Origin of the sequence: Mycobacterium sp. (assembly GCF_035623875.1) — a bacterium.
Lineage (GTDB): Bacteria > Actinomycetota > Actinomycetes > Mycobacteriales > Mycobacteriaceae > Mycobacterium.
Genome location: NZ_DASPSP010000039.1, coordinates 1 through 14,772 on the forward strand (window position 1 = coordinate 1; position 14,772 = coordinate 14,772).

Here is a 14,772-nt window from a genome sequence, read left to right on the forward strand (position 1 = left end):
CTCGTAGGACTCGTGGGCGTGGGACTCGCAAGGCCTGGGCCTTCGCCGCACCAGTCCGCCACATCTTTCGGGTACTGCTCGAGCGGTAGAGGACAACGCTGCCCCGGCGGGAAATTGGCGCCGGCGTTGAGCAGATCGCAGGGAACATAGACCTGCTTGCCTTTGGGGGTGTTGGTCAAACACTGTGTCGGAGGCTGGGCGTGAGCCTGAACAGGGACGATGATCGCCACCGCCACAGCACCGAGCACCGACACCAGACGGCGATAGATCATGAGCTCCTCGTGCTCAACCCAGCGGGATGGAGCCCCCTGTCAGGATGAATTCTTCCGATAGCCCGGCAGGGGAGGGCGAAAACCGTTCCTAGCAGCGAAAGTTGATCACGCGCCATCACCGCAGATATCTGTAACTCCGCGCAATATGTGGGCATGGCTCTGTCATTCTAGGCCAGATTGCCACCCGCTTATCACCTGCGATTTCGTTCTCGGGTCTTGACGGCGTCAAGAGCGGTCAACTCGGTTCGTCGGGCCGCTTCGATCAGCTGCTCGCGTGGTCAGCGTCACACTTGCCGCCCTGCCATAACGGTGTTATGAAGGAGACCGAAGGCAGCATAACGCTGTTATAGGAGGGCTCGTCATGGCAAATCTCTATCTGGAGGGCTCGTTCGCCGCTCTGCACGAGGAGCACATCCTCACCGATTTGGAGGTCGACGGGACGATCCCGGACTACCTCGACGGGCGGTATCTGCGGAACGGCCCCAATCCGATCGGTGACATCGATCCCCAGCTCTACCACTGGTTTGTCGGTGACGGGATGGTGCACGGCATCCGCATCCGCGACGGCAACGCCCTCTGGTATCGCAACCGCTGGGTGCGTGGGCCGATAGCGGCCAAAGCCCTCGGCGGGCCGTCGCCGGCGGGGCATTTCGGGTTTACGCGGATTGCCTCCAACACCAACGTGATCGAACACGCCGGTAAGACCCTCGCGCTGGTCGAAGCCGGCGTCGCCAACTACGAGCTCACCGAGGAACTGGACACCGTCGGCGTGTGCGATTTCGACGGGACGCTGACCGGTGGATACAGTGCGCACCCCCTGCGTGACCCGCAGACCGGTGAGCTGCACGCGGTTTCCTACAGCGCACACCGCGGCAACACGGTGCAGTACTCGGTGATTGGTATCGACGGCCGGGCCCGCCGAAGCGTCGACATCACCGTGGCCGGCAGCCCGATGATGCACAGCTTCTCGTTAACCGATCGCTACGTGGTCTTCTATGACCTACCGGTCACCTTCGACGCCAAGCAAGCCGCGGCAATGACCGTGCCACCCGGGCTGCGCCTACCTACGCGGTTGTTGCTCTCGGCGTTGATCGGCCGGGTGCGCATTCCGGATCCGATTACCGCACGCCAGCCCCAGTCAAAGGATTCCGACCGGCGATTCCCATATTCGTGGAATCCGAAGTACCCCGCCCGCATCGGCATAATGCCACGCGAGAGCGCCAGCGGCGACGTTCGCTGGTTCGACGTGGAGCCGTGTTACGTGTTTCACCCGATGAATGCCTACGACGACGGCGACACCATCGTGCTCGATGTGGTGCGGCACCCCAAGGTATTCGACACCGGCCACCTCGGGCCCACCGGCGGCCCGCCTACCCTGGATCGCTGGACCGTTGATCTGGCCGACGGCAAGGTCCGCGAATCACGTTGGGATGATCGCGCGCAGGAGTTTCCCCGCGTAGACGAGCGCCGAGTCGGCAAGCCGCACCGGTACGGGTACGCGCCGGCGGTCGGCGAGCGCGCGGCTGGCCGCAGCAGCCTGCTCAAGCACGACTTCATTGCCGGCAGAACCGAGTCGCAATCGTTCGGCGTCGACAAGACGTTGGGCGAGTTCGTGTTTCACCCAAGTTCCCCCGAGGCCGCCGAAGACGACGGCGTGCTGATGGGTTATGTCTACGATCGGACCACCGACCGCAGCGAGCTGGCGATCCTGGACGCGCAAACCCTGCAGCACATGGCCAGCGTCAAGCTGCCGCGCCGAGTGCCTGCCGGATTCCACGGCAACTGGGTACCCAGCGCCAACTAGCCACCGGGGACCCCTCACCCTGCCACTAGATCGGAGTCGAAAATGCTCGGACCCACTTACCAGATCATCGCAGGCATCGTGGTGCTGACCGTCATCACGATCGCCTACGGCGGGACATTCGTCCTGCGCGTCACCCGGGGCAAGGTCCCAGCCAACGTTCTGCAGAAGACCTTCTTTCGGGCAGGCCACGCCCACGCTGGCATACTGGTCATTCTGGGGTTGCTTGCCTTAACGATCGAACAACTCAACCACGTTCGCGCACCCTATCCAGCAATCAGCCTAGGAATCTTGGTGGCGGCCATCTTGATCCCCTCCGGATTCTTCTTGTCGGTGCTCGGCCGCGACCCGACCCAGCCCAACCGCGCGATTGGCCTGCTCTGGGCCGGCGCCGTCGCCCTGACCGTCGGACTGATCAGCGCCGGCGTCGGACTCATCACCATCGGGCTGGCATCCTAATGGCCGATCGCAAGGAGACGGATAGCACGACCGCTACACCCAACGCCCTCGCCACCTTCTGCGCGGCAGCACAAACCAATGACGTCGACGCCATGGTCGGTGCGCTTTCCCCGGATGTCGAGTTGCTCTCGCCGCTGATCGGCCGAATGATCTTTCGCGGCACAACCGATCTGCGCATTCTGCTGGGCGCGGCCTTCGGGTGCCTACGCGGCCTGCGCTGGCAGGAAGTCGTCAGCGACGGGCAAACCTGTGTTGCGGTCAGCGAAGCGCGGGTGGCTGGGCTCCGGATCAGCGATGCCATGGTGATTGAACTCGACGATGCCGGTCGTATTACGAGGATCCGGCCGCACCTACGGCCCTGGCTTGCAATAACTGCGTTCGCACTATGGCTGGGCCCCAAACTCGCCCGGCATCCAGGAGTCATCCGGCGTGCGCTCGAAAACCATCGGGACCGGGCTTCGGCGGATGCCGCGACTGACGCCAAGGTGGCCCGAAGTCACTGATGGACTTTGCGCTTGCGGCTAGATACATTCACGACAGGCCGGTGTCTACGAGGTCGGCGTGGAGGCCCTTTTAGCGCGATGAGACACGTCGGGTCATTTGTCGTGCCCCGATCTTTATTGGCTACCAGGGCGACTCGAAACTGGGCTCGTGGTTTCGAGATCGGCGCGGGTTATCGGACTGGCGCAGTGGGAGCAGGTAAGCACGGCCCGCAACCGGTGTGTGCAGGCTTTGTGGGTGAGCTTGATCGGTGGGTCACCGACGACTAGCCACGTGTCTCCCCAGGTGAGCATGGCCAGAGGCACGGGGTAAAGATCAAGGCCCTGGTCGGTGAGCTGGTAGGTGTGGCGCGCTCCGGCGGTGACGGAACGAGTGAGCACGCCCAGCTCGGTTAGCCGAGACAGCCGCTGGGACAGGATGTTCGACGCGATTGAGAGCCGGTACTGGAACTCATCGAAGCGATGGGTGCCGAAGAAGCACTCCTGGATGATGAGCGCACTCCACAAGTCGCCGATGACCTGTAGGGTCCGCGCGATTGAGCACGGGCGGTTGCGTTCAAGGAGATTCAGGCCCGGCATCCGGTGGCGGCGCAGTTGCCCATCGGGACGCCGTACTGGTTCGGGTGTGTGATTGAAGGCGACCTCGCGTGCGAGCGCCAGCTTTCCGCAGTTCCCACACGACATTTCGGCATGCATGGGCTGTCCACAGCCGAGGTGCCTGACCTGCACCGGTGGTGGGCGCATGTCGCTGCACCACTGGTCACCCCAGTGCATGGCCGTCAGCATGCAACCGATGAAGTCGTTCCCGCGTTCGGTGGGCACGTAATCCATGCCACGGTGTTGCAGCAGTTGTGAGGCGACTAGCTGGTCGAGGCGTGCGGTCAGCGTCGAGCGGGCAATGCCGAGCCGCCGCTGGAACTCATCGAAGCGAGCCACATCATCGAACAGTGCCTCCCGCAGCACCATCCACGACCACGCATCGCCGACGGCGGCCACGGTACGGAACACCGAGCAATCCCGCTGCATCTGCACCTGTGGCACCCAACCATACTAGTGGAAAGCTTGCATAACGAGACTATATGTGTCTAGAGTCTCGCTATGCAAGCTGAACAAGAACGACCCAACAGGACCGACACCATGACCGAGCCGTACAAAAACCTGATCCTTGAACGGGCCGGATCAGTCACCACCATCACCCTGAACCGGCCAGAGGTACACAATGCGCTCGACCGGGCACTGTCAGCCGAACTCAATCGGGCGGTGCGCAAAATCCGCGACGACCGCGACTGCGGGGTGGTGATCCTGCGCGGCGCGGGCGAAACGTTTTGCGCCGGTGACGACATCACCGAGTTCAACACCTGGACCCCGGACGACCCGTACTGGCAGGTGCGCAAGTACCAGGAGACCGTCCAGATCATCGAGGACCTCACACCCATCACCATCGCCGCTGTCGATGGGGTCTGCACCGGTGGCGGTCTTGAACTGACGCTGGTGTGCGACTTCGTGATCGCCACCGACCGATCCCGATGGGGCATGCCCGAGATCGACTGGGACATCACGCCGGGGTGGGGCGGCACGTCGCGGTTAGCGCGGGTAGCCGGTCGTCGCAAAGCCAAAGAGTGGAACCTACTGGGCGCACTTTTCAACGCGGCGACGGCCGAACGCTACGACCTGGTGAATCGAGTCTGTGCACCCGAGGACCTCGATAGCGAAGTCACAGCGCTGACCGAGGTGATCCTCACCAAGCATCCGGTCACGACGCGGCGAACGAAGTTCATCCTCAACCACGGTGCCGATATCCACATCTCTGGCGCGCTCGCATTCGAGGTCCCGATCATGCCGTTCCCGCTTGAGGGACAAGGCATTCAAGATTTCACGGACAAGCGCGCACGCGAGGACCGTCGCCACCTCTCCAAGAACTTCTGGCAAGACCGCTAACCCACCACCAAACCCCTGAGCCAATACATCAATCCGTCAAGTTTCTGAGACGAACTTCTGAAAGCCTCATATCTCGTCTCTTTCGAGACAATTGTTTGCTCGTGATGCTGGGATTGAACTTGGAAACAAAGTGTCCTTCGCGTATCTGATGTCACCACTTCCCGAACTACTCTAAAAGGCATGCTGGGAGCACGGCCCGCGCACCGGGAACAGCGAACCGAGGTAGACATCGGCGCCGGCGGTTTGGGGGAGCGCGAGCGGGAAATCGGCGCCGGCAGCCAAGGCGAACGGGGGATCATCACAGCCGGTGCTCGCGCGTGCGCCCTTGTCACAGTGGTGCTGGCGGGTTTCGCCGCTATGCCGGCGGCCGCGGCGCGGCCGTCGGATCCCGGCGTGGTGAATCATGCGGTGCTCGACAAAGGATCGGTGGGCAACATCGTCGGCGCGACCATGGGGTGGGAGGACATGTCGACGGTGCCGGTGCAGGATTATTGGGTCGACCTCCCGGTCTGCAACAACTACGCCGATATCGGGCTGCCCGAGGTCTACAACGATCCCGGCCTGGCGTCGTTCAACAGCGCGGTCATGCAGGAGTCACCCACCGATGAGACCCACTACGTCAAGCAGGCGGTCGGTGTGTTTGCCACCAACGATGCGGCAAACGGGGCGTTCCATCGGATCCTGGACCGTACAGGTGGGTGCTCGGGGCAGACCACCGCGATGCACATTGACAACGGGACGACCCAGGTCTGGTCGTTCACCAACGGTCCGATCACGGGCACCGACGCCGCGTGGAGCAAGCAGGAGGCCGGCACCGACCGTCGCTGCTTCATCCAGACCCGGCTGCGGGAAAACGTTCTGCTGCAGGCGAAGGTGTGTCAGTCGGGCGACGGCGGTCCCGCGGTGAACGCGCTGGCGGCGGCGATGCAGAACACGCTCGGGCAATAGCTCCTCGCACGAACAAAGTGTTCTTTGCGTATCCGATGCGACCACCGGATGACCCACATGAAAACACCCCAGTTGATCGTGACTGGGGCGTTGTTCTAGTGCGTCGGCGCGCTACGCGCGGCCTGGCCGAAGATCAGGCTAGTGGTGGTGGTCATGGTGGTTTCTCGCGTCGGCCGGTGTAGTAGTCCCATTTAGTAACTACCTAGGCAGCTGGTGACACCTGGGATGACCAGCGGGCCGACCAGGCCGGTGCCGTCGCGCACCGGGACCGCGAGGTGCGCAACCCGCTGAGTGTGCAGATCACGCAGCATCCGCGGGTCGGCGACCAGGTAGTCGGACAACACCACCAGGTCGACTCCGGCGCGAGTCATCACGGCATGCGGTTGGCTGCTCTGCTTGACCCGGGCACCCGAACAGGGCAGCGCCTCGACCAGCAGTTCTGACAGAGGGCCGCGTCCGTGCACCCGGATCGACGCCGACCGGCCGGGCCGCTGCCGGCGACCACGGGTGGCGACCCCGGCGTTCACCAGCTGCGTGACCAGATCGCCCAGCTCACCGGCAGCCACCGCTCCGTGCCGGTCAGCCTGACGCTGCAGCTCGCTCATCGGTACCGGCGAGTGCATCGACCGCAGCAGCGTGACGAGCCCTGGCGGAGATGCTACGCAGGGCTCGCTGAAAGATTCAATTGGCCACCATTCACATGCACCCGGCAGGCTCCGTGGCCGTCCTAATCAACCAGGAGACCACGTCCAGTCAACTGCAGATCGGCCGCAGTGAAACGCGCCGGGCTCCAGAAGATCACGCCGCACGACTTGCGCCACACCTGCGCGTCCCTGGCGGTCAGCGCCGGGGTGAACGTGCTGGCGTTGCAGCGGATGCTCGGGCACACCAGCGCAGCAATGACATTGGACACCTACAGCGACCTGTTCGACGACGATCTGGACGCCGTGGCGGTCACACTGCACAGTCGCTATTCGCGCTCAAGTGTGGGCAAAATGTGGGCACGAGAGCATGCAGACGATAGCTAGCAAACATGAAAACTGGTATCTAGCTGCACCAACAGGTTCATGGCATCTGTGCGGGCGGAGGGACTCGAACCCTCACGCTCTCTCAAGCACGGGCACCTAAAGCCCGGGTGTCTGCCAATTCCACCACGCCCGCGCGCCCAGCGATCGTACCGCTTTGTTTGTCGACGAATTTGTCAGTGGTGCGGGCTACGTTCGGGCGCAGCACTAGACGAAGGCGAGGGTTGTGCGGTCAGCGGAGGAGTTCGACGCCGTGCAGCGCCTTATCACAGCCGGCCTGAACGACTGGCGCGATTGCGCGAATGACTGGCATTCCGCGAGCGACAGTGCGGGACTGGCGGCGCCGGCCACAAGTTCGATCGAGAGACTCGTGCGCATTACCCGGATACGCTCACGACTTTTCTAGCCTGCCCGCGCGTGCGTACAGCTATCTGCTTGGTCTCTACTTGGGCGACGGATTTGTCTCGCGATGCCGCCGAGTTTGGTGCCTAAGAGTGACGCTCGATGCTAAGTACGCGAGAATCGTTGACCGATGCCGCGAAGCGATCGACGCGCTGATGCCTGGCCAGCACGCAGCGACGCGACGCCGTGCCGACAGTTGCATAGAGGTGTCGCTGTACTCCAAGCATTGGCCATGTCTGCTTCCGCAGCATGGTCCAGGCAAGAAGCATTTGAGGCCCATTCGGCTGGAGCCGTGGCACGAAGTGCTCGTCAAAGCGGCGACCAAGGAATTCGTTCGGGGCTTGATCGATAGCGACGGCTGCCGCGTCGTAGCGAACGACCGCGGTGTCCGGAGTGTCCGCTACCACTTCTCAAACCGATCAGACGATATTCGTGGGCTGTACTGCGCGGCGCTCGACGATCTGGGAATCCCGTGGACGCGTCCAAACAGGTACCACGTCGCCGTCTACCGCAAGGCCGCGGTGGCACGTCTCGACGAATTCGTCGGACCAAAAGCGTGATGAGCTCTCACGGAAGACCGCAGAGTACCGTCTAAGGATGTCCACTACGCGTCGTCGGAGACCCGCGCTCATTGTGCTGGTGATCCTCGCGGCCGGCGGGTGCCTGGCCTTGGGCTGGTGGCAGTGGACACGGTTCCAGTCGACGTCGGGCACCTTTCAGAACCTGGGCTATGCAATGCAGTGGCCACTCTTCGCCGGATTCTGTGTATACGCCTACCGCAAGTTCGTCCGCTACGAGGAGTCACCGCCGGAGCCGCGGAATGACCGCACGATGACCGAACTGCCAGCCGGACTGCTGCCCGAGCGGCCCAGACCCGTACAGCACAAGGCCGATGATCCCGTGCTACAGGAGTACAACGCTTACCTGGCCGAACTTGCGAAGCGCGATGCCGAGAAAAAGAACAGGACCATCGCATGACCACACCTGAGACGCCCGAAGCACGGCCGGTTACACCCGTCGAAAAGATCCGCACCGCGCTGCTCGGCTACCGCGTGATGGCGTGGACAACGGGTATCTGGCTCATCGCGCTGTGCTACGAGATCGTTTCTCATCTGGTCTTCCATCACGAAATCCGCTGGATCGAAGTCGTGCACGGCTGGGTCTATTTCACTTACGTATTGGCAGCTTTCAATCTTGCGGTCAAGGTCCGGTGGCCGATCGGCAAGACGATCGGCGTGCTGTTGGCCGGAACCATCCCGCTGGTCGGGATCATCGTCGAGCACTTTCAGACCAGAGACGTGAAGGCTCGTTTCGCCCTGTAGTCCAAGGCAATTCACACTTACCCGGCTAGTGCTCGCAGCGCCGGTAACAATAACGCAAGCGCGCGGCCGCGATGCGACATGGCGTCCTTCTCCGGCGAAGTCAGCTGCGCTGCGGTGCGGTCATCACCGTCTGGAACGAACACCGGGTCGTAGCCGAAGCCGCCGTCGCCGCGCGGCTCCCGCGCGATGGAGCCGGGCCATTCGCCGCGGACGACGACTTCGCCTGACTCCGACACCAGCGCGCAGGCCGACACGAACGCCGCACCACGTCGCTCATCGGGCACATCGCGCAGCTGCGCCAACAGCAGCGCGGTGTTGCCGGTGTCGTCGCCATGCGCACCCGACCACCGCGCCGATAGCACGCCGGGCATGCCGTTCAGCACGGCGACCTCCAGCCCGGAGTCGTCGGCGACGGTCGGCAATCCCGTCGCCGCGAACCCATCGCGGGCCTTCGCCAACGCGTTGTCCTCGAAAGTCGCGCCGGTTTCCGGCGCTTCCTCGAACGCTGGCACGTCGTCGAGCGACACCAACGTCAGGCCGGTGACCGCAGCCGCGTCCAGCACGCGGCGCAGCTCGGCCAATTTCTTACGGTTGCGGCTGGCGACCAGCAGGCGGGTCAGCTTCCGAACGCCTTCTCACGCGCGGGTCCATCCGGCAATACACCCGGATACGGCAACGCCAACGCTTCCTGCTGCGCCGCAAAGAGCTTCTCGCAGGCCCCCTGCGCGGCGTCGAGCAGCTTGTCGAGCGTCGAACGCGGGAACGTCGCACCCTCACCGGTGCCCTGGACCTCGACCAGGGTCCCGGTGTCGGTGGCCACGACGTTCATGTCGACCTCGGCGCGGGCGTCTTCTTCGTAGGGCAGGTCCACCCGTACGCGGCCGTCGACCACGCCGACGCTGACCGCCGCGATCGCGCATGAGAGCGGCCGCGGATCGGACAGCTTGCCGGCCGCAGACAGATAGGTCACCGCATCGGCCAGCGCGACATACGCACCCGTTATCGCCGCGGTGCGAGTACCGCCGTCGGCCTGCAGCACATCGCAGTCGATCGCAATGGTGTTCTCCCCCAACGCCGCGAGGTCGATGCAGGCACGCAGCGCCCTGCCGACCAGCCGGCTGATCTCTTGCGTGCGGCCGCTGAGGCGACCCTTCACCGATTCGCGGTCGCTGCGAGTGTGGGTGGCCGACGGCAGCATCGCGTATTCGGCGGTGAGCCAACCCAAGCCAGAGCCTTTGCGCCAGCGCGGCACGCCTTCGGTGACGCTTGCCGTGCACAGGACTTTGGTCTGGCCGAATTCGATCACCACCGAACCCGCCGGGTGCGAGGTGAACCCGCGGGTGATGACAACCGGTCGAAGCTCGTCGTCGAGGCGGCCGTCTTCTCGTTTGGACACGCCGCCAACCCTAGCCCTAGCGCACAGTTAGCCGGTCAGGAGCGGCCGACGTTGAACGTCTCCCCGCAGACCACCGCATGCACCGGGCCGCCGAATTCGGCTTTCGCCTCGCTGATCACGTCCTCGCGGGAGGTCCAGGGCGGGATGTGGGTGAGCAACAGCTCCCCCGCCCCGGCGGCGGTAGCGATCCGCCCAGCCTCGGTGCCCGACAGGTGCAGGTTGGGTGGACGCTCGGGCGAGTGTGTCCAGGACGCCTCGCAGAGGAAGACGTCGGCGCCGCGGGCCAGCTCGATGGCCGCGTCGCAGTAGCCAGTGTCACCGCTGTACACAAACGTCGCGCCCGCGGGATTGGTGATGCGCAGGCCAAACGACTCGGTCGGGTGACAAACAACCCGCGGCAAGACGGTCAGCGCGCCCACGTTGACGGGCTCACCGTCGACCCAATGCCGGATGTCGAAAATATCGGAGAAATCGTCGATCTCGCCGCCGTACGGCGACGACGCTGCGCCGAGCCGCGACCACGTGTCGCTCGGGCCGTACATCAAGGCCTTACCGACCGGCGGCGACGGGTGGTAGCGGCGCCAGACGAACAATCCCGGTAGGTCCAGGCAGTGGTCGGCGTGCAGGTGCGACAGCAATATGTGGACCGAACCCGGATCGGCGTGTCGTTGCAGTGCACCGAGGACGCCTCCACCGAAGTCGATGACCAAGGGCGGGGTGTCCGGCGCCCTCAGCAGGTAGCCCGACGCCGGCGAATCCGGGCCGACGACGCTCCCAGAGCAGCCCAGCACGGTGATTCGCACGGTCACTACTGTGCCATGCCAGCGGCCATGTTGGCGAAAACATCCCCGCTTTCGTTGGCGGGAACTCAGCTGGGCGTCGCGACGTGACGGTGGACGGGGTGGACGCCGGTGATCGCCGGTCCCAAAAACCGGGCCGCAAGGCGCAGAAACGCCTCGGGGTCGCCGGTCGCCTCGAACACCCGACGCGGCGCAGACGCGCCGGGCCGATCGGGGTGCGGATGCAGTAAATCAAGCTCAGTCAGCACCCGGACCAGCTCCTTCGCGGTCTCCTCGGCGCTAGAGACCAGCGTGACGGTCTCGCCCATTGCCAGCTGGATCAGTCCGGAAAGCAGCGGATAGTGGGTGCAGCCCAGCACCAGCGTGTCGACATCGGCGCGCTGCAACGGCTCGAGGTAACCCTCGGCCAACCCGAGCACCTGGCGGCCGCTGGTGATGCCGCGCTCGACGAAATCGACGAACCGCGGGCAGGCCACCGCGGTGATCTGGGTGTCGCGGGCGGCGGCGAACGCGTCCTGGTAGGCGCCCGAGGCGACGGTGGCCCGGGTGCCGATCACGCCGATGCGGCCGTTGCGGGTCGCGGCGACCGCGCGGCGTACCGCGGGCAGGATCACTTCGACGACGGGCACGTCGTAGCGTTCCCGCGCGTCATACAGGCAGGCCGAGGATGCCGAATTGCAGGCGATCACCACAGCCTTGACTCCGCGGTCGACCAGGTCGTCGCCGATGGCCAGCGCATGACCGCGGATCTCTGGGATCGAAAGCGGGCCGTAGGGGCCGTTGCCGGTGTCGCCGACGTAGATGACGTCCTCGTCGGGCAGTTGGTCGATGATGGCCCGCGCCACCGTCAAGCCGCCGACGCCGGAGTCGAATACCCCGATGGGGGCTAGTGCATTACTCATGCCGCCTCACGTCAGGGGCCGTTGGGAGCCGCGGCGGCGAAGCTCGCGAGCTTTGCGTTCCGGGCTGGACAATAGGTAAGCGGCGAGCACGCCGGCAATGCCCCCGCAGAGATGTCCCTGCCAGGACACACCTCCGCAGACGTTGAGTACTGGCACTGCCCCCCATAGGACACCGCCGTAGGCGAGCATTACCACAACCCCGATGGCGATCTGCCAGCCTGAGCGGGTGAAGAATCCGAACACCAGTAAGAAGGTCAGCCAGCCGAAGATCAGCCCCGAGGCGCCGATGTGATCCGTCTCGCCGCAGGGCGATCCCAGGTTGCCGATCAGCCAGGTGCCGAAGCCGCCGATGATCCACACGATCGCCGTCGCCCACAGGAACCGGGACAGCCCGGCGAGCGTGACCAGAAAGCCGAGCACCAGCGCGGGCCCGGTATTGGCAATCAGATGCGCCCAGTTCGCGTGCAGCAGCGGAGCGAACAGAATGCCCCACAGGCCGTCGGTCTCCAGCGGCCGAATGCCGTTGTAATCCCACTGGTGGTTGTCGAGCTGGTCGAACAGCTCGACGACGTAGAGCAACGCCACGAAGCTGATGATCGTGGCTCCGCCGACCACCCATGCGGAGCGTTTCTTCGGTTGCCGCGCCACGTCGCTCATCTGTGCCGCTCCTCCTCATCGCTGCGCTCTGCATTGTCGCCGATGCGTCGTAGAAACGCTCCGGGCAACAGGTCCCGGTAGGTCGGTATTCCGGCCACCGACTCGGCGGCGATCACGCCGACCAGCACCGCGCGGGCCAGGCAATCAGCCGCCGCGGCGCCGACCGCGGTCGCCAGCGCCGTCTCCGGCGAGAAGGCGGCCGGCGTGTCGGACGGCGGTGCGACCTCGATGGCGCCGGTGGCCAGGGCGAACACCATGTCGCCGTCTACCGGGGTATGTGACGGCCGGATGCTACGGGCGAGCCCGTCGTGAGCGGTGCGCGCGACTTGTTGGCAGGCGGCTGGGCTCAGCGCGGCATCGGTCGCAACCACCGCGATCGCAGTATTGAGCGGGCTCAACGGGGATTCGAGCTTCGCCAGCGCCGCAACCTGCTCATCGGGTGGCGCTGTCAGACCGAGCTCGTCGACCAGATAGGTCAGCCACGGCAGGCCGGTGGCCTGGTCGATGACATTGCCCGCGGAGTTCACCGCAACCAGCGCGCCGACAGTCACTCCCGACGGCAGCGTCATCGATGCAGTCCCCACACCGCCCTTCAACACACCGGCGCAGGCCCCTACCCCCGCCCCGACTGTGCCCACGACGACCTCGGCGCCAGCCGCCCGACAGGCGGCGTACCCGAACTCAGCCGTCGGCCGGTGGCTCCAGTCGCCGACGTCCAGGTCGAAAATCACCGCACCGGGCACGATCGGTACCACCCCGCCGGTCATCGCCACGCCGCGGTCGTGCTCCTCGAGCCAGCGCATGATTCCGTCGGCGGCGGCTAATCCGTAGGCGCTGCCGCCGGCGATGAACACCGCGTCGACATAGCGCACGCTGTTAGCCGGGTCCAGCAGATCGGTCTCCCGGCTACCGGGCGCACCGCCGCGGCAATCGCCGGCGCCCACCGTGCCGGGCGGCGTCAGAACGACGGTGACGCCGCGCGCCCAGCCGGCACCCATGGTCGCGTCGGGGTCCAGCCTTTGGTGGTGGCCGACCAGGATGCCGCCGACGTCGGTGATCGAGCTCATCGGGATCCCATCAGTGCGAGGACCAGGTACTCCTGCAGGAAGGTCAGCCACTGATAGACGTCGAGGTGCGAAGCCATCGGATGGTCGTCGGGGAGTTGATCGGGCCCGTTAGGGCGGATGTCGAGCATGGTGCCCAGCGCCAAGCGGATGTCGTTGACGGCCGCAATCCAGGCATTCGCCGCGTCCTCGGTCAGCTCGAATCGGCCGCCATCATCCGGGACCGTGGCCAACAGCTGTTGTGCGGCAACGCGTTTGGCCTCGATGATCTCCGGCTCGTGCAGGCTACGCAGAGCGGCGTTCAGCCTGTCCGTCGCTTCCTCCGCCAAGGGGGCAGCGTCGTCCGGCTTCGAGAAGTCCGGCAGCAGCCGCTGCAGCGTTGCGTTGTCAGGAGGTTCAGGGTTACCGGTCTTCATGCCGGTGATCTGTTCGAGTTCGTCTGGCGGCGCGGACGATTCCCGTTCGTCGAGTAGTCCGATCATCGAGCCCACCAAATTCTTGAGCAAGGCCGCCTCATGCGAGTCCAGAGCGGACCGGAAACGGGGACCGCCGGCGGTCTCAACCCGCTTCCACTTGCGCACGTGCGAACCCGGATGCCCTTGATCTCAGCGGTCCCGCTGCATGGTGGCCCACAACCCGGCCGCATGCAGCTTGGACACGTCGGTCTCCATGGATTCCCGGCTGCCGGACGACACCACTGCCTTGCCTTCGTTGTGCACTTGCAACATCAGCTTGGTGGCGTGCGGCTCGCTGTAGCCGAACAGCTTCTGGAAGACATAGGTCACGTAATTCATCAGGTTGACCGGATCGTCCCACACGATGGTCACCCACGGAGCGGCCGTGGTCTCGACCGAGTCGGCTTCCCGTTGCCCGGTAGTTCCCGGTTTAGTCGGCGCTGACGCAACCATGGGTTCTAGGATACCGAGCCGCAGCAATTCAACCGATACCGTTGGGGTGTGAATGACGCGGTTTGCGCCGGGCTGCTGACCGACAGGTACGAGTTGACCATGCTGGCAGCGGCGCTGCGCGATGGCACCGCGGATCGCCGGACCACATTCGAGCTGTTCGCGCGCCGACTGCCCGACGGACGTCGTTACGGGGTGGTCGCCGGGACGGGCCGTTTTTTGGCAGCTCTGCCCGAGTTCCGATTCGACGACACCGCGTGCGAGTCACTGGCCGAATTTCTCGACCCGGGCGCGTTGACGTACCTGCGTGACTTCCGCTTTGGCGGTGACGTCGACGGCTATGCCGAGGGTGAGCTGTACTTCCCTGGGTCTCCGGTGCTT

General features: G+C 64.8%; 18 protein-coding genes, 1 tRNA gene and 3 pseudogenes. 10 read left to right on the forward strand and 12 right to left on the reverse strand.

Going from position 1 to position 14,772, the window contains the following annotated elements; genetic code table 11:
• Positions 1-272, reverse strand: a 272-nt coding sequence (locus VEI45_RS03490; protein WP_324850167.1) for a hypothetical protein, incomplete at its 3' end; no start/stop codon positions are given.
• Positions 273-633: 361 nt separating this feature from the next.
• On the opposite strand from VEI45_RS03490, the gene VEI45_RS03495 reads away from it, so the two are divergent.
• From VEI45_RS03495 to VEI45_RS03505, 3 genes are read left to right on the forward strand one after another with little or no spacing between them, the layout of a single operon-like run.
• On the forward strand, positions 634-2,076 hold the full coding sequence (locus tag VEI45_RS03495; protein WP_324850169.1) for a carotenoid oxygenase family protein: 1,443 nt from the start codon (positions 634-636) through the stop codon (positions 2,074-2,076).
• 42 nt (positions 2,077-2,118) lie between these two features.
• Positions 2,119-2,532, forward strand: coding sequence for a hypothetical protein (locus VEI45_RS03500; protein WP_324850171.1), 414 nt, complete (start codon positions 2,119-2,121; stop codon positions 2,530-2,532).
• Positions 2,532-3,035 carry a nuclear transport factor 2 family protein gene (locus VEI45_RS03505; RefSeq protein WP_324850173.1) on the forward strand — a complete coding sequence of 168 codons (504 nt, stop codon included), beginning with the start codon at positions 2,532-2,534 and terminating at the stop codon, positions 3,033-3,035. Before VEI45_RS03500 ends, VEI45_RS03505 begins: the two co-directional genes overlap by 1 nt.
• 114 nt (positions 3,036-3,149) lie before the next feature.
• Here the strand turns inward: VEI45_RS03505 and VEI45_RS03510 are convergent, their stop codons facing one another.
• Entirely contained in the window at positions 3,150-4,073 is a 924-nt protein-coding gene (locus VEI45_RS03510; RefSeq protein WP_324850175.1) for a helix-turn-helix domain-containing protein, read from the reverse strand.
• A gap of 96 nt (positions 4,074-4,169) precedes the next feature.
• On the opposite strand from VEI45_RS03510, the gene VEI45_RS03515 reads away from it, so the two are divergent.
• Both VEI45_RS03515 and VEI45_RS03520 read left to right on the forward strand, forming a co-directional pair.
• On the forward strand, positions 4,170-4,970 hold the full coding sequence (locus tag VEI45_RS03515; protein WP_324850177.1) for an enoyl-CoA hydratase/isomerase family protein: 801 nt from the start codon (positions 4,170-4,172) through the stop codon (positions 4,968-4,970).
• A 357-nt stretch (positions 4,971-5,327) separates the two neighbouring features.
• Entirely contained in the window at positions 5,328-5,918 is a 591-nt protein-coding gene (locus tag VEI45_RS03520) for a sensor domain-containing protein (protein WP_324850199.1), read from the forward strand.
• A gap of 203 nt (positions 5,919-6,121) precedes the next feature.
• Here VEI45_RS03520 and VEI45_RS03525 read toward each other — a convergent pair.
• Positions 6,122-6,565 (reverse strand): annotated as a pseudogene (locus VEI45_RS03525) (cyclodehydratase); the annotation flags it as partial.
• Between the two features lie 117 nt (positions 6,566-6,682).
• On the opposite strand from VEI45_RS03525, the pseudogene VEI45_RS03530 reads away from it, so the two are divergent.
• Positions 6,683-6,946: pseudogene (locus VEI45_RS03530) on the forward strand (tyrosine-type recombinase/integrase); the annotation flags it as partial.
• A 49-nt stretch (positions 6,947-6,995) separates the two neighbouring features.
• Here VEI45_RS03530 and VEI45_RS03535 read toward each other — a convergent pair.
• Positions 6,996-7,079: transfer RNA gene (locus tag VEI45_RS03535), tRNA-Leu, on the reverse strand.
• Between the two features lie 358 nt (positions 7,080-7,437).
• Here VEI45_RS03535 and VEI45_RS03540 point away from each other — a divergent pair.
• From VEI45_RS03540 to VEI45_RS03550, 3 genes are read left to right on the forward strand one after another with little or no spacing between them, the layout of a single operon-like run.
• Positions 7,438-7,905, forward strand: a complete 468-nt coding sequence (locus VEI45_RS03540) for an LAGLIDADG family homing endonuclease (protein WP_324850179.1) — start codon at positions 7,438-7,440, stop codon at positions 7,903-7,905.
• Positions 7,906-7,942: 37 nt separating this feature from the next.
• Positions 7,943-8,323 (forward strand): hypothetical protein, encoded by a 381-nt coding sequence (locus tag VEI45_RS03545; protein WP_324850181.1) that lies wholly within the window; start codon positions 7,943-7,945, stop codon positions 8,321-8,323.
• The gene (locus VEI45_RS03550; protein ID WP_324850183.1) at positions 8,320-8,667 is read left to right on the forward strand and encodes a DUF3817 domain-containing protein; all 348 of its coding nucleotides are present in this window, start codon (positions 8,320-8,322) and stop codon (positions 8,665-8,667) included. Before VEI45_RS03545 ends, VEI45_RS03550 begins: the two co-directional genes overlap by 4 nt.
• 17 nt (positions 8,668-8,684) lie before the next feature.
• Here the strand turns inward: VEI45_RS03550 and rdgB are convergent, their stop codons facing one another.
• From rdgB to clpS, 8 genes are read right to left on the reverse strand one after another with little or no spacing between them, the layout of a single operon-like run.
• Positions 8,685-9,287, reverse strand: a complete 603-nt coding sequence (gene rdgB, locus VEI45_RS03555) for an RdgB/HAM1 family non-canonical purine NTP pyrophosphatase (RefSeq protein WP_324850201.1) — start codon at positions 9,285-9,287, stop codon at positions 8,685-8,687.
• Positions 9,284-10,063: a ribonuclease PH gene (gene rph, locus VEI45_RS03560; RefSeq protein ID WP_324850185.1), complete on the reverse strand. Its 780-nt coding sequence runs from the start codon at positions 10,061-10,063 to the stop codon at positions 9,284-9,286. Before rph ends, rdgB begins: the two co-directional genes overlap by 4 nt.
• A gap of 35 nt (positions 10,064-10,098) precedes the next feature.
• Positions 10,099-10,872: a cyclic nucleotide-degrading phosphodiesterase gene (locus tag VEI45_RS03565; RefSeq protein ID WP_324850187.1), complete on the reverse strand. Its 774-nt coding sequence runs from the start codon at positions 10,870-10,872 to the stop codon at positions 10,099-10,101.
• A gap of 59 nt (positions 10,873-10,931) precedes the next feature.
• On the reverse strand, positions 10,932-11,765 hold the full coding sequence (gene murI / locus VEI45_RS03570) for a glutamate racemase (RefSeq protein WP_324850189.1): 834 nt from the start codon (positions 11,763-11,765) through the stop codon (positions 10,932-10,934).
• Positions 11,766-11,771: 6 nt separating this feature from the next.
• Entirely contained in the window at positions 11,772-12,422 is a 651-nt protein-coding gene (locus tag VEI45_RS03575; protein ID WP_324850191.1) for a rhomboid family intramembrane serine protease, read from the reverse strand.
• Positions 12,419-13,489: a P1 family peptidase gene (locus tag VEI45_RS03580; RefSeq protein WP_324850193.1), complete on the reverse strand. Its 1,071-nt coding sequence runs from the start codon at positions 13,487-13,489 to the stop codon at positions 12,419-12,421. The genes VEI45_RS03575 and VEI45_RS03580 overlap by 4 nt, the downstream gene beginning before the upstream one ends.
• Complete coding sequence (locus VEI45_RS03585) at positions 13,486-14,067, reverse strand: DUF2017 domain-containing protein (RefSeq protein ID WP_324850195.1); 582 nt, start codon at positions 14,065-14,067, stop codon at positions 13,486-13,488. Before VEI45_RS03585 ends, VEI45_RS03580 begins: the two co-directional genes overlap by 4 nt.
• Before the next feature lie 24 nt (positions 14,068-14,091).
• Positions 14,092-14,394 (reverse strand): ATP-dependent Clp protease adapter ClpS, encoded by a 303-nt coding sequence (clpS, locus tag VEI45_RS03590; protein WP_324850197.1) that lies wholly within the window; start codon positions 14,392-14,394, stop codon positions 14,092-14,094.
• Between the two features lie 48 nt (positions 14,395-14,442).
• Between clpS and VEI45_RS03595 the strand changes: the two are divergent.
• Positions 14,443-14,772 (forward strand): annotated as a pseudogene (locus VEI45_RS03595) (nicotinate phosphoribosyltransferase); the annotation flags it as partial.

Bases quoted from the DNA above. Each gene is read 5' to 3' on its own strand.
- VEI45_RS03580 (WP_324850193.1), bottom strand. From the start codon at position 13,489: ATGAGCTCGATCACCGACGTCGGCGGCATCCTGGTCGGCCACCACCAA.
- VEI45_RS03520 (WP_324850199.1), top strand. From the start codon at position 5,328: ATGCCGGCGGCCGCGGCGCGGCCGTCGGATCCCGGCGTGGTGAATCAT.
- VEI45_RS03500 (WP_324850171.1), top strand. From the start codon at position 2,119: ATGCTCGGACCCACTTACCAGATCATCGCAGGCATCGTGGTGCTGACC.
- VEI45_RS03550 (WP_324850183.1), top strand. From the start codon at position 8,320: ATGACCACACCTGAGACGCCCGAAGCACGGCCGGTTACACCCGTCGAA.
- VEI45_RS03515 (WP_324850177.1), top strand. From the start codon at position 4,170: ATGACCGAGCCGTACAAAAACCTGATCCTTGAACGGGCCGGATCAGTC.
- murI (WP_324850189.1), bottom strand. From the start codon at position 11,765: ATGAGTAATGCACTAGCCCCCATCGGGGTATTCGACTCCGGCGTCGGC.
- VEI45_RS03505 (WP_324850173.1), top strand. From the start codon at position 2,532: ATGGCCGATCGCAAGGAGACGGATAGCACGACCGCTACACCCAACGCC.
- VEI45_RS03495 (WP_324850169.1), top strand. From the start codon at position 634: ATGGCAAATCTCTATCTGGAGGGCTCGTTCGCCGCTCTGCACGAGGAG.
- VEI45_RS03545 (WP_324850181.1), top strand. From the start codon at position 7,943: ATGTCCACTACGCGTCGTCGGAGACCCGCGCTCATTGTGCTGGTGATC.
- VEI45_RS03575 (WP_324850191.1), bottom strand. From the start codon at position 12,422: ATGAGCGACGTGGCGCGGCAACCGAAGAAACGCTCCGCATGGGTGGTC.
- clpS (WP_324850197.1), bottom strand. From the start codon at position 14,394: ATGGTTGCGTCAGCGCCGACTAAACCGGGAACTACCGGGCAACGGGAA.